At 43.9% G+C, this 26,208-nt stretch carries 22 protein-coding genes; 14 read left to right on the forward strand and 8 right to left on the reverse strand.

Annotation, left to right across the window (positions count from 1 at the left end; all coding sequences use genetic code 11):
* Positions 1 to 39: 39 nt before the first annotated feature.
* The 9 genes from pyrR (at position 40) to ACKI5J_RS17730 (ending at position 10,732) form a co-directional block, all read left to right on the forward strand.
* Positions 40 to 585 (forward strand): bifunctional pyr operon transcriptional regulator/uracil phosphoribosyltransferase PyrR, encoded by a 546-nt coding sequence (pyrR, locus tag ACKI5J_RS17690; protein WP_407430872.1) that lies wholly within the window; start codon positions 40 to 42, stop codon positions 583 to 585.
* 40 nt (positions 586 to 625) lie between these two features.
* Positions 626 to 1,564, forward strand: coding sequence for an aspartate carbamoyltransferase catalytic subunit (locus tag ACKI5J_RS17695; RefSeq protein ID WP_407430873.1), 939 nt, complete (start codon positions 626 to 628; stop codon positions 1,562 to 1,564).
* Positions 1,565 to 1,731: 167 nt separating this feature from the next.
* Positions 1,732 to 4,761 carry a tetratricopeptide repeat protein gene (locus ACKI5J_RS17700; protein ID WP_407430875.1) on the forward strand — a complete coding sequence of 1,010 codons (3,030 nt, stop codon included), beginning with the start codon at positions 1,732 to 1,734 and terminating at the stop codon, positions 4,759 to 4,761.
* Between the two features lie 6 nt (positions 4,762 to 4,767).
* On the forward strand, positions 4,768 to 6,429 hold the full coding sequence (locus tag ACKI5J_RS17705; protein ID WP_407430877.1) for a hypothetical protein: 1,662 nt from the start codon (positions 4,768 to 4,770) through the stop codon (positions 6,427 to 6,429).
* A gap of 40 nt (positions 6,430 to 6,469) precedes the next feature.
* Entirely contained in the window at positions 6,470 to 7,462 is a 993-nt protein-coding gene (locus ACKI5J_RS17710) for an SPOR domain-containing protein (RefSeq protein ID WP_407430879.1), read from the forward strand.
* A gap of 5 nt (positions 7,463 to 7,467) precedes the next feature.
* Positions 7,468 to 8,172 (forward strand): MotA/TolQ/ExbB proton channel family protein, encoded by a 705-nt coding sequence (locus tag ACKI5J_RS17715; protein ID WP_407430881.1) that lies wholly within the window; start codon positions 7,468 to 7,470, stop codon positions 8,170 to 8,172.
* Between the two features lie 6 nt (positions 8,173 to 8,178).
* Positions 8,179 to 8,574, forward strand: a complete 396-nt coding sequence (locus ACKI5J_RS17720; RefSeq protein WP_407430883.1) for an ExbD/TolR family protein — start codon at positions 8,179 to 8,181, stop codon at positions 8,572 to 8,574.
* 4 nt (positions 8,575 to 8,578) lie between these two features.
* Positions 8,579 to 9,397 (forward strand): energy transducer TonB, encoded by an 819-nt coding sequence (locus tag ACKI5J_RS17725; RefSeq protein WP_407430885.1) that lies wholly within the window; start codon positions 8,579 to 8,581, stop codon positions 9,395 to 9,397.
* A gap of 30 nt (positions 9,398 to 9,427) precedes the next feature.
* A complete protein-coding gene (locus tag ACKI5J_RS17730) occupies positions 9,428 to 10,732 on the forward strand; it encodes a bifunctional folylpolyglutamate synthase/dihydrofolate synthase (protein WP_407430887.1) in 1,305 nt (434 codons plus the stop codon).
* 20 nt (positions 10,733 to 10,752) lie between these two features.
* Here the strand turns inward: ACKI5J_RS17730 and ACKI5J_RS17735 are convergent, their stop codons facing one another.
* From ACKI5J_RS17735 to serC, 4 genes are all read right to left on the reverse strand, one after another.
* Positions 10,753 to 11,421 carry a hypothetical protein gene (locus ACKI5J_RS17735; RefSeq protein ID WP_407430889.1) on the reverse strand — a complete coding sequence of 223 codons (669 nt, stop codon included), beginning with the start codon at positions 11,419 to 11,421 and terminating at the stop codon, positions 10,753 to 10,755.
* 19 nt (positions 11,422 to 11,440) lie between these two features.
* Positions 11,441 to 12,367: an L-lactate dehydrogenase gene (locus tag ACKI5J_RS17740; protein WP_407430891.1), complete on the reverse strand. Its 927-nt coding sequence runs from the start codon at positions 12,365 to 12,367 to the stop codon at positions 11,441 to 11,443.
* Positions 12,368 to 12,490: 123 nt separating this feature from the next.
* Positions 12,491 to 13,441, reverse strand: a complete 951-nt coding sequence (locus ACKI5J_RS17745) for a D-2-hydroxyacid dehydrogenase (RefSeq protein ID WP_407430893.1) — start codon at positions 13,439 to 13,441, stop codon at positions 12,491 to 12,493.
* An 18-nt stretch (positions 13,442 to 13,459) separates the two neighbouring features.
* Entirely contained in the window at positions 13,460 to 14,527 is a 1,068-nt protein-coding gene (serC, locus tag ACKI5J_RS17750; protein ID WP_407430895.1) for a 3-phosphoserine/phosphohydroxythreonine transaminase, read from the reverse strand.
* Positions 14,528 to 14,752: 225 nt separating this feature from the next.
* On the opposite strand from serC, the gene ACKI5J_RS17755 reads away from it, so the two are divergent.
* On the forward strand, positions 14,753 to 15,493 hold the full coding sequence (locus ACKI5J_RS17755) for a class I SAM-dependent methyltransferase (protein WP_407430897.1): 741 nt from the start codon (positions 14,753 to 14,755) through the stop codon (positions 15,491 to 15,493).
* Positions 15,494 to 15,505: 12 nt separating this feature from the next.
* On the opposite strand, the gene ACKI5J_RS17760 is transcribed toward ACKI5J_RS17755, so the two are convergent.
* Positions 15,506 to 16,102, reverse strand: a complete 597-nt coding sequence (locus tag ACKI5J_RS17760; RefSeq protein WP_407430899.1) for a hypothetical protein — start codon at positions 16,100 to 16,102, stop codon at positions 15,506 to 15,508.
* 210 nt (positions 16,103 to 16,312) lie between these two features.
* Between ACKI5J_RS17760 and ACKI5J_RS17765 the strand changes: the two genes are divergently transcribed.
* Positions 16,313 to 16,873 carry a fasciclin domain-containing protein gene (locus ACKI5J_RS17765; RefSeq protein WP_407430901.1) on the forward strand — a complete coding sequence of 187 codons (561 nt, stop codon included), beginning with the start codon at positions 16,313 to 16,315 and terminating at the stop codon, positions 16,871 to 16,873.
* Between the two features lie 47 nt (positions 16,874 to 16,920).
* Here ACKI5J_RS17765 and ACKI5J_RS17770 read toward each other — a convergent pair whose 3' ends face one another.
* From ACKI5J_RS17770 to ACKI5J_RS17780, 3 genes are all read right to left on the reverse strand, one after another.
* Positions 16,921 to 19,596 carry an outer membrane beta-barrel protein gene (locus ACKI5J_RS17770; RefSeq protein WP_407430903.1) on the reverse strand — a complete coding sequence of 892 codons (2,676 nt, stop codon included), beginning with the start codon at positions 19,594 to 19,596 and terminating at the stop codon, positions 16,921 to 16,923.
* Between the two features lie 262 nt (positions 19,597 to 19,858).
* Positions 19,859 to 20,164: an RNA recognition motif domain-containing protein gene (locus ACKI5J_RS17775; RefSeq protein ID WP_407430905.1), complete on the reverse strand. Its 306-nt coding sequence runs from the start codon at positions 20,162 to 20,164 to the stop codon at positions 19,859 to 19,861.
* Between the two features lie 207 nt (positions 20,165 to 20,371).
* A complete protein-coding gene (locus ACKI5J_RS17780) occupies positions 20,372 to 22,279 on the reverse strand; it encodes a DUF4914 family protein (protein WP_407430907.1) in 1,908 nt (635 codons plus the stop codon).
* 261 nt (positions 22,280 to 22,540) lie between these two features.
* Here ACKI5J_RS17780 and ACKI5J_RS17785 point away from each other — a divergent pair, with 261 nt between their 5' ends.
* The 3 genes from ACKI5J_RS17785 to ACKI5J_RS17795 are packed head-to-tail and all read left to right on the forward strand — an operon-like array spanning position 22,541 to position 26,205.
* Complete coding sequence (locus tag ACKI5J_RS17785) at positions 22,541 to 23,773, forward strand: nucleoside recognition domain-containing protein (protein ID WP_407430909.1); 1,233 nt, start codon at positions 22,541 to 22,543, stop codon at positions 23,771 to 23,773.
* A 5-nt stretch (positions 23,774 to 23,778) separates the two neighbouring features.
* Positions 23,779 to 24,168, forward strand: coding sequence for a methylglyoxal synthase (locus ACKI5J_RS17790; RefSeq protein ID WP_407430911.1), 390 nt, complete (start codon positions 23,779 to 23,781; stop codon positions 24,166 to 24,168).
* A gap of 9 nt (positions 24,169 to 24,177) precedes the next feature.
* Positions 24,178 to 26,205: a prolyl oligopeptidase family serine peptidase gene (locus ACKI5J_RS17795; protein WP_407430913.1), complete on the forward strand. Its 2,028-nt coding sequence runs from the start codon at positions 24,178 to 24,180 to the stop codon at positions 26,203 to 26,205.
* The last annotated feature ends 3 nt before the right edge of the window (positions 26,206 to 26,208 follow it).

Below are 26,208 nucleotides of genomic sequence, written 5' to 3' on the forward strand. Positions count from 1 at the left end.
AGTATAGTTTATTTTTTTTATTTTTGCCCAAATCAAAACATGCAAAATCTAACTCTGCTTGACGGCCAAAAGTTCCAGATTACGATTAAGCGGCTGTGTCATCAGCTGATTGAAAATCATGACGACTTTTCAGATTCCGTGATTCTTGGAATTCAACCCCGGGGCATTTATCTGGCGAACAGGATTGCTTACGAATTGCAGCAGATCCTTCCTCAGGCAAATATTCTGAACGGGAACCTGGATATCACGTTCTTCCGCGACGATTTCCGCAGAAGAGAAGCTCCGCTCCTGCCTAATGCCACCAGTATTGATTTTATTATTGAAGGAAAGAAGGTTATCCTCGTAGACGACGTGCTATGGACGGGACGTACTATACGCTCGGCTATGGATGCCATGCTGGCGTTTGGACGGCCTAAAAAAGTGGAGCTGCTTGTGCTCGTAGACCGGCGGTTTTCGCGCGATCTGCCTATAGAACCTGACTATATCGGGATTCAGGTAGACTCGATAAACTCTCAGCGAGTGATCGTTTCCTGGAAAGAGACAGATCAGGAAGACACCATTATCCTCCTGTCTGATAAAGACTAATGATTTTTTAAGTACAATTCAGATAAAACATACCATATCCATGGCAGACAATTATAAGGGCTTAAGTACAAAACATCTTCTGGGGATTAAAGATCTGAATGAGCGCGATATCCAGCTGATATTTGAAACCGCTGATACCTTTAAAGATGTTTTAAACAGGCCTATTAAAAAGGTGCCGTCACTCCGGGATGTCACTATAGCCAATGTCTTTTTTGAAAATTCTACCCGCACGCGTCTCTCCTTTGAGCTCGCTCAGAAAAGACTGTCTGCAGACACGGTCAACTTTGCGGCATCATCATCTTCGGTAAGCAAAGGTGAAACGCTCATTGACACAGTAAACAATATCCTGGCCATGAAAGTCGACATGATCGTCATGCGTCATCCATACCCCGGAGCCGGAATATTTCTGAGCAAAAAGGTGAATGCACAGATTGTAAATGCCGGAGACGGCGCCCATGAACACCCTACCCAGGCACTGCTGGATGCTTTTTCTATACGTGAGAAGTTTGGTGATGTGGCCGGAAAGAAGGTCGCCATCATAGGCGATATTCTTCATTCTCGTGTTGCTTTATCGAATATTTTATGTCTGCAGATGCTGGGTGCCGAGGTTATGGTTTGCGGGCCGACAACACTGATCCCAAAGTACATAAAAAGTCTCGGCGTTAAAGTGGAATTTGATTTAATGAAAGCCCTGAACTGGTGTGATGTAGCCAACATGCTTCGCATTCAGATGGAAAGGCAGGACATCAAATACTTCCCTTCATTAAGGGAATACTCCATGATGTACGGGGTCAATAAGCAGATCCTGGACTCTCTCGATAAGGAGATTGTGATCATGCACCCTGGGCCGATTAACAGGGGCGTTGAAATAACCAGTGATGTGGCGGATAGCAAACAGTCTATTATCCTTGATCAGGTTGAAAACGGAGTGGCTATTCGTATGGCAGTTTTGTACTTGCTGGCAGGGCAAAAGCCTTAAAATGAACTGGTTATTAAAGGTTACCAATTTCCGGGAAAATACTTTTCTTAAATATATACTACTATTCGCTGCTTAAACGTTAATTTTGGCAGATTTCCACATTTGTTAACATCTATTGTGCGCAACTGTGGTTTATAACTTGTTATTTAGCGATTTTAAAATTTGATATGCTTAGAAAATATATACTTGCTACGTCATTTGTATGCTTTTTTCATTTAGCAGAAGCCCAGCAATCGGAATGGTTTAATATTAACCAGGCTTACAAAAGTGGATTAGAGCTTTTTGAGAAAAAGAAATATGTGGCTGCAAGTGAACAGTTCAGTCGCGTTGAGCAATCCCGCCTTAGCCCCTCTTCACAAGCTCTTCCTGAAAATGAGCAGATTTCACTTCTGAAAGAAAACGCCCAGTTCTATCAGGCGGTTTGTGCTCTCGAACTGGGTAACGACAATGCTGAAAGTCTGTTTTTAAACTTCATCAAAGAAAATCCGGCCAGCGCAAATACCAAATCGGCATACTTCCAGATCGGAAAGTCATATTTTGATCGTAAAAATTACGAAAAAGCTGTCGAGTGGTTCAGCAAAACCGAAGCTGGAAACCTCGCCGGCAGAGAGGCTGATGAATATCGCTTTAAATTAGGTTATTCCTATTTTGTTGGGAAGAATTATAACGCTGCAGAGCCCCTGTTTGCAGAGCTTAAAGACGGTAAGAGTGAATATGCTGAATCGTCAATCTATTACTACGCTTATCTGAATTATCTGAGCGCCGACTATCAGACAGCTCTCAGAGAATTTGAACGCCTGAAAAATTCCACCCGCTATCAGGCGAGCTATCCGTATTATATATCGGCCTTGTACTTCCTTGACAAGCGTTATGACGAGGTGCTAGCCTATACCATTCCCGCTATCGAAACGATTGACCAGCAGTACAAGGCAGAAATGTACCGTATTGTGGCGGCCACCTATTTCGCAAAGTCAGACTTCAAGTCGTCTCTTAACTATTATTTGAAGTTTCAGAACCTTGATCAGGGCAAGACGCAAAACAATCAGGACAATTACCAGCTCGGTTATATCTATGTACAGCAGAAGGAATATCAAAAGGCTATAACAGAGCTGGAGAAAATGAGTACGCCCGACGTTCATTATCAGAATGGTATGATCGTGCTGGGAAATGCACTGATTAAAACAAACAATAAGCAGAGTGCCCGGAATGCGTTTTTCCGAGCCTCACGTCTGGATTTCGACCCAAAACTGAAAGAAGAAGGTTTGTTAAACTACGCGAAGCTTTCGCAGGAGCTCGAATTTCATACGGTGGCATTGGATGCCGTTCAGGAATTCATTAAGACTTACCCTCGTTCTACCCGAATCAATGAAGCAAAAACTCTTCTGGGAGAAGTACTTCTTTCAACCCGGAACTTTAAAGAAGCGGTAAACATTCTTGAAACGATTCAGAACAAAAATGAAGAGTCTCAGATGGTTTACCAGAGGGTTACTTATTTCCGCGGACTGGAGTTCTATAACGAGCGTGCCTTTGAAAATAGCATTTCGATGTTCATGCGTTCTCAGAACAACCCCATCGATCCGGAAATTACGGCACTTGCGACCTACTGGCTTGCAGAGGCGATGTTTGAAGTTCGTAAGTATGGCGAGTCTGTTGCTCAGTTTGAAAAGTTCCTGGCCATGTCGGCTGCAAAGAAAACAGACGTCTACAATTATGCGAACTATGCATTGGGGTATTCGGCGTTTCAGCATGAAAGCTATAGCAAGGCTTCTAACTACTTCCAGCGCTTTCTAAATGGAAACGACAAGGACCAAAACACGATTGTAGACGCTACACTGAGACTTGCGGATTCTTACTTTGTGTTGAAAAGCTATGATGCGGCAATGCAGCAGTACAATAAGATCATTGCGTGGAACAGTCCGGGCGAAGACTATGCCCTATTCCAAAAAGGGATGATCCAGGGCCTTCAAGGTCAGAATGACGTGAAGATAGCAACCCATGAGTCGCTCCTCAGTAAGTTCCCGAACTCGAATTATTCTGATGACGCGGGATTTGAGATTGCCTATACCTACTTTGTTAAAGGCGATAATGAGAAGTCGAAGACGGATCTTCTGTCGCTTATCGAGAAATATCCGAGAAGCAGCTATGTACCAAGAGCATTGGTTACGATCGGGCTGGTACAGTATAACAATGATGAGAATGATGCTGCTCTGACGACCTTCCAACGCGTTGTGCAGGATTATTCAACAACCGATGAGGCGAAGCTGGCCTTGGAATCGATTAAAAATATCTATCTGGATAAGGCAGACGCGAATGGCTTCCTCGCCTATGCTAACACAACCAGCATTGGCAATTTATCGACGTCTGAACAAGACAACATCACCTTCCAGGCGGCTAACAACCTGTTTTTAAAGGGTGATTCGCAGGGTGCTTACGATGCGATCAATGCGTACTTTGACAAGTTTCCTAAACCGATCTATGAAAAACATGCGAAGTTTATCCGTGCGGAAAGCCTGGTTAAACTGAACCGTCCGGATGAGGCTATTCCAGACTATACCTTTATTCTGAATGACTGGACGAGTGATTACACGGAGCGTGCGCTGATCAGCATATCCAGACTTTATCTTAATCAAAAGAAGTATAATGAAGCCGTTGTATACTTGAAGAAGCTGGAAACAACCTCAGAGTATAAAGCGAACTACAGCTTTGCTGTGAACAACCTCATGCAAGCTTACAGTAACATGAATATGCCTGATGACGTCCTTAAGTATGTAAAGCTTGTCAGGTTATTTGACCGTTCATCTGAAGATGACAAAAACAGAGCTGGTTTATATGGCGGAAAAGCTTATCTGATGAAGGGAGATACCACCACAGCGGTGAAGGAACTAACAGCAGTAGCTGCCCAAACCACTACCGCTATCGGTGCTGAGGCGCTTTACACTGTTGCCAACGTTCAGTACCTGAAGAAGGATTATAAGACATCCCAGAAGAACATTCTTGATCTGGTAAAGCGAATGGAGTCACAAGACTATTGGGTTGCCAAAGCATATATATTGCTGGCCGACAACTACGTTGCTCTTAAAGACAACTTCCAGGCAAAAGCTACGCTACAGAGTGTCCTGGATAATTATGAAGGCAAGGATGACGTGTTACCAACAGCGAAGTCAAAGCTAGAACAACTGAATACTAAGAACAAATAGGCTAGAATGAAACTGAATCATATTCCATATACAACAGCAATCTGCGCACTTTTGATCTCATCGGTTTCTTATGCACAAACACCTGAAGATCCGAAGAAAGCTGAACCTGCAAAAAGTTCATTAACTGAAGAGATCGTCGTTGAACGACCTTACAAACCTGTTCTGGCAGATGCTGCCAAAATAAGAAGAAGTCCGGACTTGAACAGCAACAGCGTTTACAGACGTCCGCTGACGTATTCCATATTTGATAAAAAACTTGAAATCAACAGCGATATCAGGCAATTGCAGGCACAGGAAGTCGTTCAGGGGGACCGCCCGCCACTGAAGAACAACTACGCCAAGTTCGGACTGGGCAACTTCAGTACCGGTTTAGCAGAGCTCTATTTAAATACCGGGAGTGACGAGGCCTTACAAGCCGGTTTCTTCCTGAAACACCTGAATCAGAAGGGCGACTACGAGGGGCAGAAATTTTCCCGTCAGAATGCAGGTATATTTGGCAAGAGTATCCAGGAGAAAGTATCACTATTTGGAGAACTGGGATTTGATAAGTTCGGTACTTCGTTCTACGGTGTTGATCCGCTTACTGACCAGCAGTTCAGCGCTGATCCGGAAAAACAGCGCTATAACACCTTCACTCTGAAAGGTGAAATGTTAAAGAACTACCGCGAAGAGGACGAGATTGATTATGCACTAAAAGCAGATGCGTATTTTCTTTCTGACAAGTTCAATGCGAAAGAGAATGCTTTTGTGTTAAGCGGTTTTGTGAACAAAGTATGGGATAAGTTCAACGTCGGTGTGAACACTTCTCTGGATTTCACGCAGACGAAAGATTCTGTATCGCTCGGCAATCATATTTTCAGAGCTAATCCCTACATCAAGCTACAGGGAGCTAATTTTAAGCTGACCCTTGGTGCAAATCTGGTGCAGGAGTTTGGCACGAATTCGGGCTTCAACCTCTACCCTGCTATTACGGCTGAAATGCCTATTGTGCCTGAGTTTGCCACTATTTTCGCCGGATTTACAGGTGATGTAAATAAGTCTACGCTGAGAGATTTCTCGAATGAGAACCCTTATCTGAACAGGAATATCAATATCCGCAACATCAATGAGTCTGCTAACTTTTACGGTGGTATAAAAGGAAATGCCGGTTCTGGATTCGGCTATAAGGCTACACTATCTTACAAGAAACTTGAAAATATGCCGCTGTTCATCAATAATCCTGTTAACCCTGAGCGTTTTGACGTGATTTATGATGATGCAAATGTTACGGGGCTTGAGGGAGAAATCAATGTGAAGGTTTCTGAAGCATTTAGCTGGCTGGGACGTGTATCCATCAATAACTATAACATGGATGTGCAGGAGAAAGCCTGGTTTAAACCGGACTTTAAGCTCTTTACTAATGCCCGTGTGAAGATCAGTAAAGAATTGACGCTTGACGGGGAGCTCGTATTCAATGATGCTACATCTGCATTCTTGTCTACTCCGACACCGAGCATTGTAAAGGTTAAGAGCTATGCGGACGTAAGCGCCGGCGCGGAATACCTCTACCAGGAGAAAGTGGGTATCTTCTTAAGAGTTAACAATATCGTTGGTAATAAATATCAAAGGTTTTTATACTATCCACAGCTGGGCATGAACGTGCTTGGAGGCATCAACTATTCGTTCTGATATCTTTGCTCGATTGACTTTTTAGTGTAATTTTACGGGAATGAATATTTCGCTATATATATCGGAATTGCTACGGGATTATGATGAGGTATGTCTTTCCGATATAGGCACTTTCTATAAGGAACGTACTCCGGCGTCATTTAACGAAGCGCTGGGTGTGTTTAACGCACCATACGATAAGGTGCGGTTCAGACCGAAGGCGGATGGTGATGATGTTCTTGTTAAATACATCAGTCAGGTTAAGAAGATTTCAGAAGCTTCTTCGCGATATTTCATTAATAAGTTTATAAACGGTATACAGCAGGGTCTATCGACTGACAACGAAGTTGATCTTCAGCCTATCGGCGTCCTTAAGAAAAGCCCTTCAGGACTCCAGCTAATTGCAAACAATGAATCCCCCGGATATTTTGGTTTGCAGGCTGTCCATGATCCGACTTTCTCATCACGTGTTCGGCCGTTGAGTGTTGCGGCCGTAGATGAAGCGGTGAGTTCGGAGATGGAACAGGAGTCCTCAGGATCTTCCGCTACAGGAAAAGTAGCGTTGATCATATTCATTGTTCTGCTCATTACAGCGGGTATTTTATATGTGTTTAACCCTTCCATGTTTAACTTGTCTGCCGACAAGCCGATAACGGAAAGGAATAAAGTAAGGGTTGATTCGCCAGCGAAAAAAACGACTGGTACAGGCACTGCGCCAGTAACTAAGAATAGTACTGCGCCCCTGCCTGCAGCTCAGGATACGTTCAAAGAAAATACGACCGCCGCTTCACCAGAAGTGCCAGCTCCGGTACCGTCTTTTGAGGTAATAGGGGCCTCCTTCGCTCTCCCTTCGGAAGCGGAGACTTATGTAAAGCTCATGAAAAGCCGCGGTATTAATGCCAAGGTGATAGAAGACAAAAGAAAACCAAAATATAAGATCAGTTTGGGTTCATTTACCACCTATGAAGCTGCAAATATGGAAAAACGGCGGGTGCAAAGTACATTTAACAAAGAGGCCTGGATCTTAACCTTAAACGATAAAGCTAAAAAATAACACACATGTTTTTATTACAAATCGATTCCTTTAACACTGTTACCCCCGACACCGTTGCTACTGCCGCCGCACAGGCTGCCCAGGAAGTTCAGGAACTGAGCTTTTTCGACCTCCTTTTGAAGGGTGGTTGGGTAATGCTTCCTCTGGCGCTTCTTTTCTTCCTCGGACTGGTGATTTTTATCGAGAGATATATCACGATTAGAAAGGCTTCGAAAAATGAGTCTAACCTGATGTCGCAGGTTAAGCAGAGTGTACTTACCGGCCACCTTGATTCTGCGATTGCCCTGTGCAGAAATAGTAATTCTCCACTTGGCCGGATGCTTCAGAAAGGGCTTTTACGTATTGGCCGCCCGATTAAAGAAATTGAAGGAGCGATTGAAAATCTCGGAAAGCTGGAAGTATCTAAGCTTGAGAAAAATATCAGTATTCTTGGAATCGTAGCGGGTATCGCTCCTATGCTTGGATTCGTGGGAACTATTCTCGGTGTAATTAGAATCTTTTATAATATTTCATTAGCTGATAATATCAGCATTGGTCTTATTGCCGGTGGTTTGTATGAAAAGATGATCACGTCTGCGACCGGTCTTGCGATTGGTATCCTGGCATATGTGGGTTATCATATCCTGAACATCATGGTGGACAGAGTAATATTAAGAATGGAAACAGATGCTATCGAATTCATTGATCTGTTGGACGAACCAGGGAGATAAACAGGCATGAACTTAAGAAAAAGAAATAGGCCCGCCGCGGAAGTGAACACGTCGGCCATGAACGACATCATGTTCTTTCTGATGCTGTTCTTCCTGATCGCCTCTACTGTGACCAATCCGAACGTCATTAAACTCTTGCTTCCGAAATCGGATACGGGACAATCTGTATCCAAGAAAACCGTTACTATATCAGTAACAGAGGATCTGGAATATTTTTTGGATAAACAACAAGTTCCCGTTACGGAACTTGAGGCTAGACTTCGGGCTTTGAAGCAGCAGACCGACGAGCTGACTATTGTGTTATATGTAGACCGTACGGTAGCGATTCAGGACGTTGTCCAGATTATGGATATCGCTAACAGAATGGCTATTAAACTCGTTTTAGCAACAGAACCAAAGTAAAGGTATGCAGTACCAGGAAGAAAATAATTATCCGAAGGCCATTATGATTGCAGGGGCTTTAATGGCTGCATTCTTAATCCTATGCTATATTCTGCGCTTCGGAATGAATACTCCTCAGGAAGTCGGCACCGGCGGTATCATTGTAAATTACGGTACTGTGGAAGAAGGAATGGGCGACGATTACATGAGCATTGAGGAGCCTTCTATGGATCCTAATGCCAATAACACCCCCCCGGATAAGGTCATTGAGGAATCTCAACCAGAAACCGCCCCGGCTGCGGAAACCAGCGACAAGACAGTGGTTACCCAGGAGAACGAAGATGCACCTGTAGTCAAGGCGACTCCTAAAAAGACGACAACGGCCACTCCATCAACTGCTAAAGAAACCAAGCCTGCCGCACCAGTGGTGAATCAGAATGCACTCTATAAGGGCAAAAAGAGCAAAGGTTCCGGCCTGGGCGATGGTACGGGCAGTACCCCCGGAAATCAGGGTGATGTGGACGGCGATCCTCTTGCTCCCAACTATGGCAGCGGCGGTTCGGGATTTGGTAATGTCAAACTAGATCTTGCTAGCAGAAGATTCATGAACCTGCCGAAAATTACTGATGAAGGGCAGCTTTCAGGACGTATTCACGTAGAAATCCGTGTGGATAAACTCGGAAAAGTAGTATTTGCCAGAGCCGGTGTAAAAGGTACTACCCTTTCAGATCAGGCTCTTTGGAGGAAGTGTGAGCAAGCTGTTCTGGGTGCCAGTTTGAATCAGCTAGAATCAGCCCCAGACGTTCAGATAGGTGTTGTGGTTTTTAACTTCAAAGTGAAGTAGCTGCTATCGCTACGATAACGCTCAGAAAAAATGGACTATACCCAGACTGTTGAATACTTGTATTCACGCTTGCCCATGTTTTCCAGACAGGGTGCTGCGGCCATTAAGAAAGACCTTCACAATACCGTGGTTCTATGTGAGAAGCTGGGTAACCCACATAACCTGTTTAAAACAATACATGTTGCAGGCACGAATGGCAAGGGCTCAGTATCTCATATGCTCGCTGCCGTACTTCAACTGGCGGGTTATAAAACCGGACTCTATACTTCCCCCCACCTCCGTGACTTCCGAGAAAGGATCCGAATAAATGGTGAAATGATACCCGAAGAAACGGTGGTGTCGTTCGTTCAGGAACAGCAGGGGCTGATCGAAGAGGTTGATCCCTCGTTTTTTGAAGTGACCGTGGCCATGGCTTTTGATTTCTTCGCACGCCAGAACGTTGATATCGCGATTATAGAAACCGGACTTGGCGGACGCCTTGACTCTACAAATATCATCAGGCCAATACTGTCTGTTATTACGAATATCGGCTTTGATCACGTGGCTATCTTAGGAGACACACTGCCGCTGATTGCCAGTGAAAAGGCTGGAATTATAAAGCCGGGCATACCGGTAGTTGTTGGCGAAGCTACGGGCGAGGTCAAACAAGTTTTCCTTGAAAAGGCGGCCTTGGAACAGTCTACCATATGCTTTGCCTCCGAGGATTGGGTCGTAGATACGGAGGAGCAACCTAATGAGGAGTTGCTTCAACTTCGAATTGCCGGAATTAGCCCTTCGGCTTCAACAGAGGAACCCAACTTTCATTTGTGTCTTGATCTTACCGGCTCCTACCAGATAAAGAATGTTAAAACGGTGTTGTCTGCCATTGATCTGATAAGGAATAATGGCTTTAATATCACCCGTCAGCACCTTTATTCAGGCCTCAGGCAAGTTACTAAACTTACAGGTCTGATGGGCAGATGGCAGACTATCTCCCATAACCCCAGGACTATATGTGATACCGGACACAACGAGGATGGTATCAGGGAAGTACTGAGCAACCTTAAGCGGCTCCAATATCAACAGCTTCACTTTGTAATCGGGATGGTAAAGGATAAGGACATTAGTAAGGTTCTTAGTATATTGCCTGATCAAGCAATATACTATTTCTGCGCACCGGATATTGAACGCGCTAAATCTGCTGTCTCGTTAAGAGAAGAAGCTTTGGAAGTGGGACTTAATGGCAGTGCGTATAAAAGCGTGCGCGAAGCTTTATTAGCCGCTCAGAAGAACGCAACGGCAGCAGATCTGGTATTGGTCGGCGGCAGCACATTCGTGGTGGCAGAAGTCATCTAAATGCTTTTAAAGGGCATTTGTTAAAGGTAAGACAGTTTGCCAAATGTATATGCGAAGCCAATCGTTAGCGAGCTGAACACATCATTTTTTGATCCTGGCACGGCAACGCCGTCTATCTTATCCCCTAATACAAAATTCGTTTGATAATGAAGATTTAGCAATAGGCGCGAATCCTGCCGCAAATAGAGGTCAATGCCCGCCATGGCAGGAAGGTAGAGTTCTTTATTGTGGTAGTTGGTTTGTGAACCAGCCCGGCTTTTAACGCTGACCACTCCTCCCCCAGAGCCGAGATACAGTCCTTTCAAAGCCCGGCTAACGAAAGAATCGGATACGAGCTTGTATCGGCGTGGACGGGCGAAAAATTCACCGGCATGAACCTTACCCCGAAATTGCAGAGTGATGAACTCCCCATCGAAGCCATATCTCTCACCACTTTGAGTATTCTCGCTAAATCCCGACATGGTACCTCCCTGCAGCTCTAACCCCGCGTTTAAATAGGGCGTGAAAAAATAATCAAATGTACCGGAAGCCAGGTACCCTCCTTCGGACTGGCTTCTGTCTGTATGGGAATCCGTAAGTCCGCCTCCAATACCTATAGCGAATTTCCTGAAACTTTGTTGACCAATAGATGACTTGGTCGTAGAGAATAAGACCAGCAGTAGAAGTGCTGATCTTAGTAAAATATTCATTTTCTGCATTCGTTAAACCCTACATGCTAACCGTGCCAATCACATCTTTCAATTTTTTTGCTGATTGCTCAAGTAAGCTCTTTTCTTCGGCACTGATCTCCAGCTTGAGCACTTCTCTGATTCCGTTCCTGTCAACAACACAGGGAACACCCAGAAATACGTCTGATACACCATGGTAGTCCTGAAGCAGGGTAGAAACATTTAAAACGGAAGCTTCATTATGAAGAATTGCCGTGCAGATCCTATCGAGCGCCAAAGCTATCGCATAAAATGTGGCTCCTTTAGCTTTGATTATCTGATAAGCTGCGTTCCTGGTGTTTAAAAAAATTTCTTCTTTATCCTGACCGGAAAGCGACAGACCAGAACCGGCGACATTTGCCAGACTCCATAGAGGAAGTTCTGAATCCCCATGCTCTCCGATGATGTGAGCATGTACACTTCTGGAGTCTATATTCAACTTCTCGCCAATAAGATAACGAAAGCGTGCACTGTCGAGCAAAGTTCCCGATCCGATGATCCTGTTTATAGGCCAGCCCGATTTCTTCCAGGTAAAATAGCTCATTACATCGACCGGGTTCGACGCGATCAGTAAAATTCCGTCCGTGTTATACTTTAGCACTTCTGTGGTGATACTCTCAAATATAGCTACGTTACGCTTCAATAAATCTATACGCGATTCTCCCTCCCGCTGTGCAGCGCCTGCCGTTATAATGATAATATCTGCTCCTTTGCAATCTTCATACGTACCGGCCCAAATCTCGGCTTTCCCAAGAAAAGGCAGACCGTGACTCATATCCAAAGCGTCTCCAATAGCCTTCTCCTTGTTTGCATCAATAAGCACCAACTCATCCATGCGTTCTCTCAAGAGAAGTGTATAAGCGGTAGTAGAACCAACTGCTCCAGCGCCTATTATTACGATACGGTTTTTTTTATTTGTTAATGACATCGGTCGATTGTTTACTTTGACAAGATACTTAAAGATGACAACACTAAATGCCAAAAACAGTTCATAAAAAAGGCCGCATAAAATGAATGCAGCCTTTTCAGTATCGGAAAAGTGTTAATTCCTCTATTTCTTAAAAAAGTCGATAATCAGACTGGCCAGCTCGACACCGATGCGCTCTTGAGCTTCATTAGTTGCAGCTCCAATATGAGGTGTAAGAGAAATCTTCGCATGGGTCAAAATCTCCTGACGAGGTGTTGGTTCATTATCAAATACGTCCAGTCCGGCAAAACCTACTGTACCGTTATCTAACGCTTGAATCAAAGCCTCCTCGTCTATTGTACCGCCACGAGAACAATTTACAATACCCACCCCTGTTTTCATCCGGTCAAATTCGTTTTTTCCAAGGATAGGCTTGTCAAGAAACGGAATATGAAGACTAATGAAATCGCTATCGGTGATGAGTTCATTAAACTCAACTTTCGTTACAGGAACGTCCACGTTGATTCCGCCAGTTAAATTTAACTGAAGAGTAGCCGGAACATCATACAGGTCATATGCAAGAACTTCCATGCCCAGGCCCAGAGCAATCTTAGCCGTTTCCCTTCCTATACGACCGAACCCGATGATACCGATCTTTTTACCTTTTAATTCAATACCGCTACCATATGCTTTCTTAAGTGCATTGAATTTAGTACCGCCTTCCACAGGCATCTTACGATTGGAATCGTGCAGGAAACGAATTCCGGTAAAGAGGTGAGCAAATACTAATTCTGCAACAGAGGGTGAGGACGCTGCAGGCGTATTTACCACCGCAAGGCCTTTTTCACGTGCATATTCCACATCAATGTTATCCATCCCTACTCCACCGCGACCAATCAGGCGCAGATTTGGGCAAGCATCGATCAGCTCCTTTCTAACTTTAGTTGCACTGCGGACAGTGATGGCGTCGAAGTTTTTCAAAGCTTCTGGAAGCTGCTCCTGAGGAATATTTTGAGTTTCGACGGTAAAGCCAGCTTCTTCAAGTAATCTCTTACCAACAGCGTCTATACCATCATTTGCAAGTATTCTTATCATTACGTTGTATTTGTTTATCTATGCGTTATTTTCTGCGAACTCTTTCATTGTGTCAATGAGTGCCTGAACGGAAGAAAGAGGAAGAGCATTGTAAATAGAAGCTCTGAAGCCTCCAACACTACGGTGCCCCTTGATTCCGACCATTCCACGCTCTTGTGCGAACTTAAGGAACGGCTTTTCAAGTTCAGGGTTTTCCATTACAAAACAAACATTCATTCGAGATCTGTCTTCTTTATTACAAGGCCCTTTGAATAGTGGATTACGGTCAATCTCTGCGTAAAGAGCATTAGACTTTTCGATGTTTTCCTTTTCAATGGCCGATACGCCACCCTTAGCCTTCAGCCATCTTAAGTTTAGCAACGAAGCGTAGATAGAGAAAACCGCAGGGGTGTTATACAGCGACTTGTTATCTGCATGCACTTTATAATCGAGCATAGAAGGAAGCTTGCGACCAGATTTACCCATGAGCTCGTCTTTGACGATGACCAAGGTAAGACCAGCAGGCCCCATGTTTTTCTGAGCACCAGCGTAGATGACACCAAAATCAGCTACATTGATCTCACGGCTGAAAATGTCTGAAGACATATCAGACACGATAGGAACGGAAGTCTTAGGGAAGGTGAAAAGTTCTGTTCCAAAGATCGTATTGTTTGATGTACAGTGGAAGTAGGCCGCGTCAGCAGGGATCTCAAAATTCTTGGGAACGAATGTATAGTTGGCGTCTTTAGATGATGCTACGACATTGACGTTTCCGAAAAGCTTCGCCTCCTTAAGCGCCTTGCTTGACCAAGCTCCGGAATCAAGGTATGCAGCAGTCTGTCCTTCCGCCAAAAGGTTCATAGGAACCATAGTGAACTGCAAACTTGCACCTCCCTGAAGCAAAAGCACGGAGTAGCCTTCGGGAACGTTCAGCAACTCTTTTATTAACGATAACGTTTCATCTACGACAGCTTCAAATTCTGGAGCACGATGGGAAATCTCAAGAATGGAAAGTCCGGTATTGTTAAAATTTAATACTGCCTCTGATGCTTGTTTAAAAACTTCCTGTGGCAAAATACAGGGTCCAGCGCCGAAATTATATTTCATGGTATAGCTCGTGTTAGTAAAGCGCCAAATTTATAAGTTTTATTAAGTAATTATAAGAGAAAATGAAATATCAGTGTAATATTTGTAGATTTTGGTCATCTGTCTCTGGTTTGGCTGCCTCATGGTGACACATATGCTCATGCTGCACGTTAAAGCTCAGCATTTAACAGCTCGTTTCGCTATCCATATTTACGCCTGAATAATATCGCATCGTTTCCTCAGATTATGCACTTGCAGAATCAGGATCAAGTTTCAAAGGATTTTCCTTTCTTTGCAAGGATGGACGTATTTGGTAAGGCACTGCTAGATTATTTCGAAAACAAGCCGGTTTCGACTCTGTGGCTCTACAACACCTATGGAGAGCCGGAAGAGATGCCGGTAGACATTTTTTTTAGAGATATAGACGACATGCCGGAAATAGAACGGCTTGCTCTAAAATATTGTAAAGGGAAAATTCTGGATGTTGGAGCTGGCGTGGGTTCGCATGCTTTGCTTTTGCAAAATAAAGGCATGGATGTAACAGCTTTAGAGATTTCTACGGCGGCCTGTGCTATTATGAAGGAACGAGGCGTAAGAAAAGTCGTCAATCAGGACTTTTTCACATTTAACACCGGAAAATTCGATACCATCCTTCTTCTGATGAACGGTATTGGGCTGTGTTCCAGTCTTTCCAATTTAAACACATTTCTAAGACACGCACGGCAACTGCTGGAACCGAACGGCTCCCTGATTTTCGATTCTTCTGATCTCAGCTATTTGTATCAAACACAGCCTTTCCCCAAAGACCACTATTATGGCGAAATAGGATACCAGTACCAATACAAAGATCAGCTCGGGGAGTGGTTTCAGTGGCTCTATGTGGACCAATATACCCTGAGGGAAGTCGCCGAAGAAGAAGGCTGGAACTTTGAGCTTCTTTTGATGGAGGCTACAGACCAATATCTTGTGAAGCTCACTCTAGCGTAGAAACGCTTCTTCCTACAACAAAATACTTCTTGTAATCTCTTTATTAATAGTAATATAGCCAGGATATTTTATCTCTTTGTTCCCTAAGCCTATCGTTGGTCTTATCTTAATGGTGAGAATACTTTTCTTGTTACTGGAATTGCCATCTAGAAAATCAAGAATAGCCCTTTGTGTTCCGTTGTCTGATAAAAAGCCATATATATTTGAATTAATCTTTATCGGTACTACCGTCTGCCCTCCGTTTGGTGGCACACTGATCGTCTGGTCAATAAATCCATTTGCAATTTCCTGATCTTTAATTAGCAGCTTATACTCAAACTGGCGTATCGCTGCCAGATCGGGGCTAGGGTTTTTAATTTCCAGATGGATGTTTCCCTCTAAAGGAACATTTTTCCGCAGCAGCGCAAGAACAAGTCTTGGAGACTTGACAATATCAAAATTTCCCGATCTAAAAGCCTCAAGGACATTAATATTGGCGAGGTAAAGGCTATCTGCAGACTTGATCTCATATTTGCACTTCTCGAATGCTTTAGTCTGTTTAAACTGTTTATTCACACCACAAGCAGAAACGACTACAGCCAGGAGACAAAGATAAATTAGATTTTTCATACGACAAGTCTAACGTTTATTACCGCTATAATGTTATCAATAAGCCAAGGTACGCGGTGCTTTATCCCACATTTCGTTGAAGCATCCATCAACAAATAATACCAAAAACCCCTCGTTTTTAATCATATACTACAGATATTCAACAAAATAGAGGCGCTGCAATTGATTGGCAAAGTATTTTCAATATAGCTGACATTAACAACTAAACATATGAAAAAAGTAATGTTATCAGCTGCATTCGCAGCATTAATAAGTCTAACGACGGCTCAGGCACAAACTGCCGATTCTACTCAGGCAAACACAACAGCTCAACCTACACAAGCTGCACCCGCGGGTGATGTAACTCAAGCTATCGGGGCTTCCGGGTATAATGCAAGTCTGGCTACTGCAATAAAGACCACAGGCCTGGAAGAGACTCTCAAAGGTGCGGGTCCTTTCACCGTCTTTGCACCTTCCGACCAGGCTTTTGCGTCAGTACCTGCGGGAGATAGTCTGCTTACTCAACAGCCAAAACTAACAGCGGCGCTTAAGAACCATATCGTCAGCGGAAAATACACAAAGGATGATATCATTAAAGCATTAACGGCCGGTAAAGGTGTTGCTACACTAAATACTATTGAGGGAGGGACAGTAACACTAAAGGTTAACGAAAATAAAAACCTCGAGCTTTCAGACGCTTTTGGAAACAAGGCGCTTGTCACTGTTTTTGACGTTGAGGGGACGAACGGGACCGTCCATGTCATCAACAATGTACTCATACCGAAACAGTAATTCATCTATCTAAATGGAGGTCCTGACTTCTTTAGTCAGGACCTTTCCTATGTTTCAAACTTGTTTACGTTCAGTGTAAACAACAGCATAAAGTATCTGCCCAGCTTATTACTCCTATTATCGAGTATTGAATTATTAAGTACCATACGCTGGACGTTTGCATTTTGATTAAAGAGATCGAAACCTGTAAATCTCAATGCTCCCCTTTTAGCTCTCAGAAACTGAAGTTCCAGGTAGGTATTTAAGATCAACGGGTTAGTCTTCACTGAGCCTGCCAATCCATTGTAAAAGTTCTTATCGAATGCTGAACCTACAACGAAAGAAGGTGTTATATTCCAGCGGCCAGACGCACTGAGTGCCCAGGAGGAAAGTTTATTCTTTTCATACTCATCAATCGAATAAGATGTTTTGTTGAAAGTGTAAGTAACAGATGGATTCAACTCAAATCTACCACCGGGATTAACCTGCATTCTGAAATTCTGCGAGGCAACAAGGTTTTTTCCGCTGATGCGTGTATAGTTGCTTAAGGAGACATTATTATTGTAATTGACGCTACCATTTACATCCAGTATCAGCTTGCGTCCTACGAGAGGAAGAGAAGCATTGTAGATCCCTCCTACTTGAAAACCACCATTCACATTTTCGAAAAACGTTTCCTGAGTTACTACGTTGCCTTCCTGATAAACAAGCACTGTATTAGATACAACCTGGTCCTGAACCAAGGATGCGTTTACGTTTGTAAACAGGGTATTTCCGGTATCAAAATTAAAACTGTTATAAGAAAAATCGACGGTGTGCCAGAGCTCGGATTTCAATGTCGGGTTACCCGTAACCGGATATTGAGGATTAGTTACATCCCTAACAGGCTGAAGCTGCAGATATGAAGGGGGGTTACTTGTCGCGGCGTAATTAAATGCGAAGGATTTTTCTGAAGAAAATGTATAGGTATAGTTAAGTTCAGGAACAATATTGAGTCCGTTTCGATTCACATATATGTTCCGGTTGATGGATTCCCCCGATAACTGCGTAGGCTGTACACTAAGACCAAGCGCATAAGAATGTTTTTGACCATTATGCCTGAAAGAAAGGCTTACCATGTTTGTCATAAAAGAATACTCGTATTTGTCGCTCAGCGAGTCTATACGTTTTCTCTGGTCGGCACGCGTCGTCTCACGATCGTTCAAAAACTCAGAATAATCATATATATAGCTGAGTTCGACGCGGGATCCGTTGCCCACAGGTTCCATATAAGAGACGCGCCCAGTTACAGAAAGGTTTTCGTTTGCATTTCTATGAAAAGTTCTCTGAACGGAATCCAGACTGAGATTTCCTCTTCTATCAAAATAATTCAAGCGGGCGTTCAAACTTTGGCGAGACGTATTTTCGCCGTCCTTAACATTCACTTCGGCATATATATTACGCCCGGGCTTCCCAAACCGGTGATTGGCAACGACTTTTAGGCCTAAAAGAGGACTCGAATTAAAAATGTCTTCATCCGTAATCTGCCTCAGACTATCAGCAAGGAAGGAATTGAGTAATTTATTCTGAGAGAGGTTGACCTCCCGGGCTGTTTTCTTCCTGTTATATGAAATTGAAGGGGTGATCTGAATGTAATCTACTTTATTTCTGTCATATTCGATATTCCACTGAAAAAAGTGGTCGTAGGCATTGCTTCCAGCACTAGTGGTATCATTATTTGTAATTCTAGTATTATCAGGATAAATATTTTGCCGAAAGGTCTCTGACAGCAACTCATTCTGCGCATTAGAAAAGTTATAACTACCAAATGAAGTAAGGTTTTTATTGTGCTTTTCCCGATGGTTAAGCCCGAAAGCGTTGAGAGTAGTTAGTCCGTTCTCGCCCCCATTCTTCAAAGTGTAGCCCGAGCCACTCAAGTTAGAGTTGTTATTGTTGAGATTACCGTAAACTCCAGTTTCTCGGTTGTTGTTAAAATAATTCGCCAGCGCAGAAAGTTGATATCTGCCTTCTGTTCCAATTCCTGCATTTGCGTTCCCGAAATAACCTTTTCGCAGATTTGCCCATGTTTTGATATTGATAATCTTTTGTGCACGCCCGTCACCACTGCCCGTTAGCCTGCCTTTGTCACCATAGTCATTAATCACCTGTATTTTCTCTATGAGATTTGCGGGAATGTTCTTTATTACCGTTTCAACATCACCGCCAAAAAAGTCTCTTCCATTTACAGTTATTTTAGAAATTTGCCGGCCCTGAGCTATGATGTTGCCGTCACGGTTAAGGATAATTCCAGGTAACAACCTCATAAGGTCTTCGGTATACGCATTCTCGCGTAATTTATAATTCCGGGAATGGTACTCTATTGTATCCTTTTTAATTACCAGGAGTTGCTTGCCCGTGATCAGGATCTGGTTCAGCTCATATGACTGGGCTTGCAGCTGCAGGGGTTCAAGCTCAATGTAAAAATTATCTGGATTTAGTTCATACCCTTTTTCCAGAGACTGGTACCCAAGGTTAGACAGGGATAACTTAAAGGTTGATGAAGTAACATCCTTAAACGAATAAAATCCCTTTTCATTTGTACGAACACTAATTGAATCAGCATCCGAGGTTAGCAAAACTGTTGCACCCGAAATTCCTGTACCTGTGGTATCCTGCAATGTCCCTCTTACAAAATACTTTATACTTTGAGCGGTCAAACATGGAGAAGACAGTAATAGTGCAAACAGGATTACAAATACTTTCATCTATATGCAATTATAAAGAATATGCCCCGAGTAAAGCAAACTAATTAATCGTTAAAGTGTCGTGGGAATAAGAGTAGCGGGCATGAACTTTAAACGGGGGTTGCGCCTTTATAATATCTGTACTCTTTCTTTTAAGGAAATCGCAAAAGAGGAATTAGCGGGATTCGAAATATCGTACCGAAGCAGGGCTGCCCTTAGCATTATGAGAATATTAAGTCGTATTAAAATAGCAAAAGGGCCGTAAACAGCCCTTTTCTATATTTTATCGGTTGTAGCCGCCTCTTCCGCCGCCGCCACGGCTGAAACCGCGGCTCTGACCGTCATTTGGTTTATCTTCAGCTACCTTCACGGTGATCTTACTTCCATTGTAATCTCCGCCATTCATGTTCTTGATAGCCTCTTTAGCCTCATCATCGTTCGGCATTTCGACAAAACCAAAGCCTCTGCTTTTGCCTGTCTCACGATCTTTAATAATTCTTAGTGATTTAACTACGCCGAAATCACCAAAGACCGCTCTTAATTCTGCTTCCTCTACTTCGAAAGGAAGGCCTGCAATAAATATCTTCATTAAAACTTTAAAATTTATTCAAATGTACGGCTTTTTAATTTAAGAAACTGTAATTCTAATGACACATAACTTGTTTTTCACTACATTACCTTCGTTTTTTGAGCCTCTCGATTTCGGCTAAATCAGCAAGCACCGTTTGGAAGGCTGCCCGGACGCCACCAGGGGCACCCGGACCGCACAGCTCTTGTAAACGTAACAATAACGTTCTTATGTGATAGTAGCTTCGATTATCTTGCTTTCCAAAGGATACTGTATTAAATCTACATAATCTGACAGTGCTCCATCATTCAAGCAAGTTTCAATTATTTTTCTTCCTAGCGGGTGCAGGTCTGGCACCAGGTACTTCTGCAGCTCTCTTTTGAAAAAGTCAGTTAAAATAGCCGCTCCTGCGTCATATCCTTCCGTTCCGTTGTCTTTCTGTAATTCTACCTGAAGGAAGTGTTTTGGTATCACCTGACCGTCTATCTTTAATGATTCAAGTGCATAACCAAGCAACGGCGTTCTTGAAGGAACCAACGGTTCTTTCTTGAAACTCACGTTTCCCCTGCGTGATAGATATTCTCTGGCAATCCATTGCCCCATAAAACCAACCTCGTATGCACCTATATGCTGATTGGGGATGAGTATGTAACGTGTCAAAGGCGTATTCAGCACCTGCTCAAGCAATAGATTTGCCTGATCGACGCGTCTGCCGGTAGCAAACGGCCAATACGAGCCCACACCCTCACTGCTCATGCCCTCCGTGCTCATTATACTCGGGTTTGCATGGCCTCTCGGGGCGACCAGCCTCCACAACCACGCCAATGCGGGTGGAAGAATGTGGAAGATCCCGATAATGCCATAATTCGGGTTTTCCCGTGTACTAGGCGGAGTTCTTATTCCAAAGCTTCTGATATCAATCTCCACAGGTACGTCAACCGTGTTGCGTACGAATCTCCTCGGCAGTATTACCCTTGGGTTGGTACACGGTTTTCCGGGACTATCAAGGGTATGTTCCCAAATAAGACATGTAGCATCAGGCTTACCATCTATGCTCAGGAAAACGAGAGGTTCCTGCGGATGAATAGTAGCTCGTTCAATATCAGGATCCGTACCGTATTGATCGATATGGTTGATTCTGAGAAACCACCCATATTCTGCATCTTTTATTACAAGTTTTTTGCCGTTTTGAAAGCTCGGCAAGGCAAGAGCCATATCATCCGTTACTGGCTGAAGCTCTGAGGAATCTTTAATATCAAGATAATACTTTTCTTTACTTTTCAAATTGGTGCCCAGGAGCAGACGCCCGTCCGGTTCTCTTTGAATGGCGCCTGTCATCTCACTTTTGCCGCCACCACTGGCACCTTCATGCATGATGGTGAATTCATTCTCGTAGGGAGTCGTAATTTTGACCGCCGAGGCGTGCAGGCATGTCCATCCTTCCTCCTCACCGATATCCAGCAACACTGCATAAATACCTTTTTTAGCACTCGGACCGGGGTACAGATTATAGGCAAACATCTCATGCATTTTGTTCAGCCGGTTGTGAACGACCACTTGCTTCCCTCCAAAGTGTGTATGTCTGAACGGCGGTGCAAGATAGATCACCGCCCGGGGCTTAAAGTCATGTGGTATCTTACTCCTTGGAATGAAGCCCTGCAAATCTGCAAGGGCAGCCGCGAAAAAACCAGCGTTTGCGGGTGCAACGAGCAGCGATGGATATCCCGTATCATCACCACCAGCCATAAACGGGACAAGGATCAGCTCTTCTTGCTGCTCCAGCCATTCGAAAGTGGCTGTCCGCAAATCAGAGAAATCAGTACCATATTTATCTGTAAACTTTGGCTTATCAGTTGGATTACTATCTGCAATCACCATACAATCAGGATCCCTCCTTCTAAGATATGGATCTGTGTAATTGACCGATACGCCGTTTTTACATCTGACTACAGTTGCCTCTACGACCTTTCCAAGTCCCGGGGTGTCATATGATACTTCGTAGGTATGACCCTGGATTCTGCCCAGAGCTAAATCGCTGAGATCTTCCCTGCTTTCGGCAAGGATTATTTCTTTTGTTTCGACTATCCGTTCCAGTTCCAGAGGAAGAACAAACTTTTTAAATAAGGATTTTTCCATAATGCTAATCTGAGATTGCAAACCCCAATGGTATACAATGCAATGGTAATCATCTTGGTCTGATTCTGAAATGACGACCGTCATAGTTTAGTGTAACATGGCGTTAATTTTGGAAGAAATTTCTACTTTGTATTAAATATTTTGCATTATTTCTATGTGGCTAGTATGAAATTGCCGCATGTGATTCATATTTTACGTATCCCGGGTTTTGTAGCGATTTTTTGTAGATTTAGCCGATTAAATCGCGAACAACAGTAGTATATGGCTCTAAATTATGTCTGGATCAGCTTTTTCATAATATCGTTTATCGTAGCGCTCATAAAGCTGATCTTTTTTGGAGATACCTTGGTTTTTACAGCAGTGATGAACGGAATGTTCGATAGCGCGAAAACGGGAGCTGAAATTTCATTAGGACTAATCGGAATCATGACCTTCTGGCTGGGTATCCTCAAGGTCGGCGAGAATGCAGGCATGATTGCGATGTTTGCCAGGGCCGTTAATCCATTCTTTAGCAAACTATTTCCAGGTATCCCTAAAGGACACCCGGCTTCAGGGTCTGTTATCATGAACTTTTCGGCTAATATGCTGGGGCTTGACAATGCCGCTACGCCAATGGGACTTAAGGCCATGAAAGATTTGCAGGACTTGAACCCCGTCAAGGATACCGCCAGTGATTCTCAGATCATGTTTCTTGTGCTGAACACAGCTGGCTTAACGATAATCCCTACCTCTGTCATCGCTCTGCGGATGGCCAATGGCGCGGCTAATCCGGCAGATATCTTTATACCTTCCCTTATCGGCACATTTATATCTTTTGTTTCCGGGATGATAGCTGTGGCACTCTATCAAAAGATCAACTTGTTTAAATTGCCGATACTCATATTTATCGGGGGCTTTGTAGCATTGATGTTTGGCCTTTATTCCTGGCTCGGAGGGATGCCTCCTCAACAGATCGAGATATATACCAGCCTCTTGGGAGGAATTATCATTTTCTCTATAATAACCTTGTTTGTAGGATACGGCGCCATTAAAAAGATCAATGTCTACGAAGCGTTTATTGACGGTGCAAAGGAAGGATTTAAAACTTCGGTTATGATCATTCCATTTCTGATTGCCATACTGGTGGCAATCAGCGCATTCAGGGCGACGGGCTGTATGGACTATCTGGTAAACGGCATCGGATCCGTTGTAGCTGCTTGTGGGCTCGACACCTCCTTTGTGCCTGCCTTGCCCGTTGGTATAATGAAAACCCTTAGCGGAAGCGGCGCAAGAGGACTGATGGTCGACGTAATGACCACTTACGGACCAGATTCATTTCAGGGACGACTTGCCAGTATTATTCAGGGATCTACAGAAACGACATTTTATGTATTGGCTGTTTACTTCGGATCGGTGAATATAAAGCGGCCGAGATACGCGCTAACTTGTGGATTAATAGCCGATCTGGTAGGCCTAGTTGCAGCTATATTTATTGCTTATATATTTTTTAAATAAAAACGATGGTACAGAAAACAATTGCCCTCATCGCTCATGATGGAAAAAAAGATGAAATGGTAGCTTTCGTCAAAACATATCACGATATTCTGGCGCCTATGAATTTGATTGCAACCGGGACAACAGGATCAAAAATTCAGGAAACGGGTTTGAAGGTTACCAGAAAGCTAAGCGGACCCGCTGGTGGCGACGCTCAGATAGCGGCCATGGCAGCTGAAGGCAGCCTTAGCGCTATTGTATTTTTCAGGGATCCCCTGGGAAAGCATCCGCATGAACCGGACGTTCAAATGCTCCTTCGTGTCTGCGATGTCCACAACGTTCCTTTGGCGACCAATATGGCCTCAGCAAAATACCTTCTGCTTGGCCTAATAGAAGAAAAAGAAGGGAATTATTAAACGTACATAATGAGAAGAATATTTGGAATGAGTCTTATCATGGCTGTCACCGCTTTAAACGCACAAGAGAAGATGACTCCTGAACTTTTATGGCAGCTGGGTAGGGTAACTGGTGAAGTGGTTACTGCCGATGGCAAAAACGCCATTTATGGGGTAACGACTTACGATCTTAAAGAGAACAAAAATACGAGAAATCTATATTCTGTGCCCTTAAACGGAGGCCAGGCGCACCAGCTGACATCTGAAGAAGGCGGAAAAAGCGTTCTTAGCACCGACGGCAAATCGGGCAAGATCACTTATCTGCAAAGCGGACAGATATGGACCATGGACAAGGATGGAGCAAATAAACAACAGGCCAGCCATTTTAAGACGCCCTTGAGCAATGTTCGAATCTCGCCTGACGGCAAACGGATCCTGTTCTCCAGGGAGGTACAAATCTTAAAACTTCATAGCAAAGACCGCCATCCAGAACTCGACAAGTCAGACGCATACGTTTATGACGATCTGAATTACCGGCATTGGGACACTTGGGAAGATGGCAAGTTCCAGCATATCTTTGTAGCGGATTATATCGACGGCAATATCGTGAATGAGGTAGATCTGATGCCTGATGAACCGTTCGACTGCCCACAAATGCCCTTTGGTGGTTCGGAAGATGCAATATGGAGCCCCGACAGCAAATCCATCGTTTATGTAACGAAAAAGAAGTTCGGAAAAGAATATGCAGTAAGCACCGACACTGACCTATTCGTCTATTCCCTGGAATCTAAAAAGACTATAAATCTAACCGAAAACTACAACGGCTATGACACTAGTCCGGAGTTTAATAAAACAGGATCCAAAATCGCCTGGCTGAGCATGGCTGAAGATGGTTATGAGTCAGACAAGAACGATCTGCTGATATTCGATTTCAGATCGGGGGCAATTACCAACCTGACTAAAGAGTGGGATGGCACCGTTGCCTCTTTCAAATGGGACAAAGATGATGCGAAAATTTATTTCCTGGCAGCAGTTAAAGGAACGGAGCAACTTTTTGAGATTAGCAAGATAAACGACAAGTCCCTCAGGAAACCCATCAGGCAGGTAACGCAGGGACAGCATGATATCAACGCCATCGTAGGGCAGTCTGGTGCCGAGCTTATTGTAAAGAAGGAAGACATGAACCATGCTGCTGAGCTTTATAAAATAACCCTGACCACAGGCAGGCTTACAGCTTTAACGCAGGTAAATGCTGCAACCTTCAGTAAACTTTCACTTGGAAAAGTATCCGAAAGACAAATACGTACTACAGACAACCAGGATATGCTTGCATGGGTCATATATCCCCCCGATTTTGATCCCAAGAAAAAATATCCGACGTTGTTATACTGCCAGGGAGGCCCACAATCCGCACTTAGCCAGTTCTACTCCTACCGTTGGAACTTTCAGCTAATGGCTGCTAACGGGTATATCATTATCGCTCCCAACAGGCGGGGAATGCCCGGACATGGTGTGAAATGGAACGAGGCCATCAGCGGCGATTGGGGCGGCCAGCCCATCCAGGATTATTTGTCTGCTATAGACGATATCGCGAAAGAGCCCTATGTCGATAAAGAAAGATTAGGAGCAATCGGTGCAAGCTACGGTGGATATTCCGTGTTCATGCTTGCCGGGATGCATCAGAATAGATTCAAAACGTTCATCGCCCACGATGGTTTATTCGACCTGCGCAGCTGGTACGGCACCACCGAAGAGCTGTGGTTCGCAAATAAAGACATTGGCGGCCCCTATTGGGGAAGCAACCCGGCCCCGGGCTACAAAAAGTTTAGCCCGATTGAGTTGGTGGATCACTGGGACACCCCTATCCTGATCATTCAGGGAGGAACAGACTACAGGGTGCCCATTGAACAAGGACTCGAAGCATTCCAGGCTGCGCAACTTAAAGGAATAAAAAGCCGTCTGCTATATCTTCCCAATGAGAACCATTGGGTGGTAGGTGCTCAAAACGCACAAGTCTGGCAGCGCGAGTTCTTCAAGTGGCTGAAGGAAACCTTATAAACA

This window comes from Arcticibacter sp. (assembly GCF_045629565.1).
Classification (GTDB): domain Bacteria; phylum Bacteroidota; class Bacteroidia; order Sphingobacteriales; family Sphingobacteriaceae; genus Arcticibacter.

Excerpts from the sequence above, each read along its gene's own strand:
- pyrR (WP_407430872.1), top strand. The coding sequence starts at position 40 with ATGCAAAATCTAACTCTGCTTGACGGCCAAAAGTTCCAGATTACGATT.
- ACKI5J_RS17695 (WP_407430873.1), top strand. The coding sequence starts at position 626 with ATGGCAGACAATTATAAGGGCTTAAGTACAAAACATCTTCTGGGGATT.
- ACKI5J_RS17700 (WP_407430875.1), top strand. The coding sequence starts at position 1,732 with ATGCTTAGAAAATATATACTTGCTACGTCATTTGTATGCTTTTTTCAT.
- ACKI5J_RS17705 (WP_407430877.1), top strand. The coding sequence starts at position 4,768 with ATGAAACTGAATCATATTCCATATACAACAGCAATCTGCGCACTTTTG.
- ACKI5J_RS17710 (WP_407430879.1), top strand. The coding sequence starts at position 6,470 with ATGAATATTTCGCTATATATATCGGAATTGCTACGGGATTATGATGAG.
- ACKI5J_RS17715 (WP_407430881.1), top strand. The coding sequence starts at position 7,468 with ATGTTTTTATTACAAATCGATTCCTTTAACACTGTTACCCCCGACACC.
- ACKI5J_RS17720 (WP_407430883.1), top strand. The coding sequence starts at position 8,179 with ATGAACTTAAGAAAAAGAAATAGGCCCGCCGCGGAAGTGAACACGTCG.
- ACKI5J_RS17725 (WP_407430885.1), top strand. The coding sequence starts at position 8,579 with ATGCAGTACCAGGAAGAAAATAATTATCCGAAGGCCATTATGATTGCA.
- ACKI5J_RS17730 (WP_407430887.1), top strand. The coding sequence starts at position 9,428 with ATGGACTATACCCAGACTGTTGAATACTTGTATTCACGCTTGCCCATG.
- ACKI5J_RS17735 (WP_407430889.1), bottom strand. The coding sequence starts at position 11,421 with ATGAATATTTTACTAAGATCAGCACTTCTACTGCTGGTCTTATTCTCT.
- ACKI5J_RS17740 (WP_407430891.1), bottom strand. The coding sequence starts at position 12,367 with ATGTCATTAACAAATAAAAAAAACCGTATCGTAATAATAGGCGCTGGA.
- ACKI5J_RS17745 (WP_407430893.1), bottom strand. The coding sequence starts at position 13,441 with ATGATAAGAATACTTGCAAATGATGGTATAGACGCTGTTGGTAAGAGA.
- serC (WP_407430895.1), bottom strand. The coding sequence starts at position 14,527 with ATGAAATATAATTTCGGCGCTGGACCCTGTATTTTGCCACAGGAAGTT.
- ACKI5J_RS17755 (WP_407430897.1), top strand. The coding sequence starts at position 14,753 with ATGCACTTGCAGAATCAGGATCAAGTTTCAAAGGATTTTCCTTTCTTT.
- ACKI5J_RS17760 (WP_407430899.1), bottom strand. The coding sequence starts at position 16,102 with ATGAAAAATCTAATTTATCTTTGTCTCCTGGCTGTAGTCGTTTCTGCT.
- ACKI5J_RS17765 (WP_407430901.1), top strand. The coding sequence starts at position 16,313 with ATGAAAAAAGTAATGTTATCAGCTGCATTCGCAGCATTAATAAGTCTA.
- ACKI5J_RS17770 (WP_407430903.1), bottom strand. The coding sequence starts at position 19,596 with ATGAAAGTATTTGTAATCCTGTTTGCACTATTACTGTCTTCTCCATGT.
- ACKI5J_RS17775 (WP_407430905.1), bottom strand. The coding sequence starts at position 20,164 with ATGAAGATATTTATTGCAGGCCTTCCTTTCGAAGTAGAGGAAGCAGAA.
- ACKI5J_RS17780 (WP_407430907.1), bottom strand. The coding sequence starts at position 22,279 with ATGGAAAAATCCTTATTTAAAAAGTTTGTTCTTCCTCTGGAACTGGAA.
- ACKI5J_RS17785 (WP_407430909.1), top strand. The coding sequence starts at position 22,541 with ATGGCTCTAAATTATGTCTGGATCAGCTTTTTCATAATATCGTTTATC.
- ACKI5J_RS17790 (WP_407430911.1), top strand. The coding sequence starts at position 23,779 with ATGGTACAGAAAACAATTGCCCTCATCGCTCATGATGGAAAAAAAGAT.
- ACKI5J_RS17795 (WP_407430913.1), top strand. The coding sequence starts at position 24,178 with ATGAGAAGAATATTTGGAATGAGTCTTATCATGGCTGTCACCGCTTTA.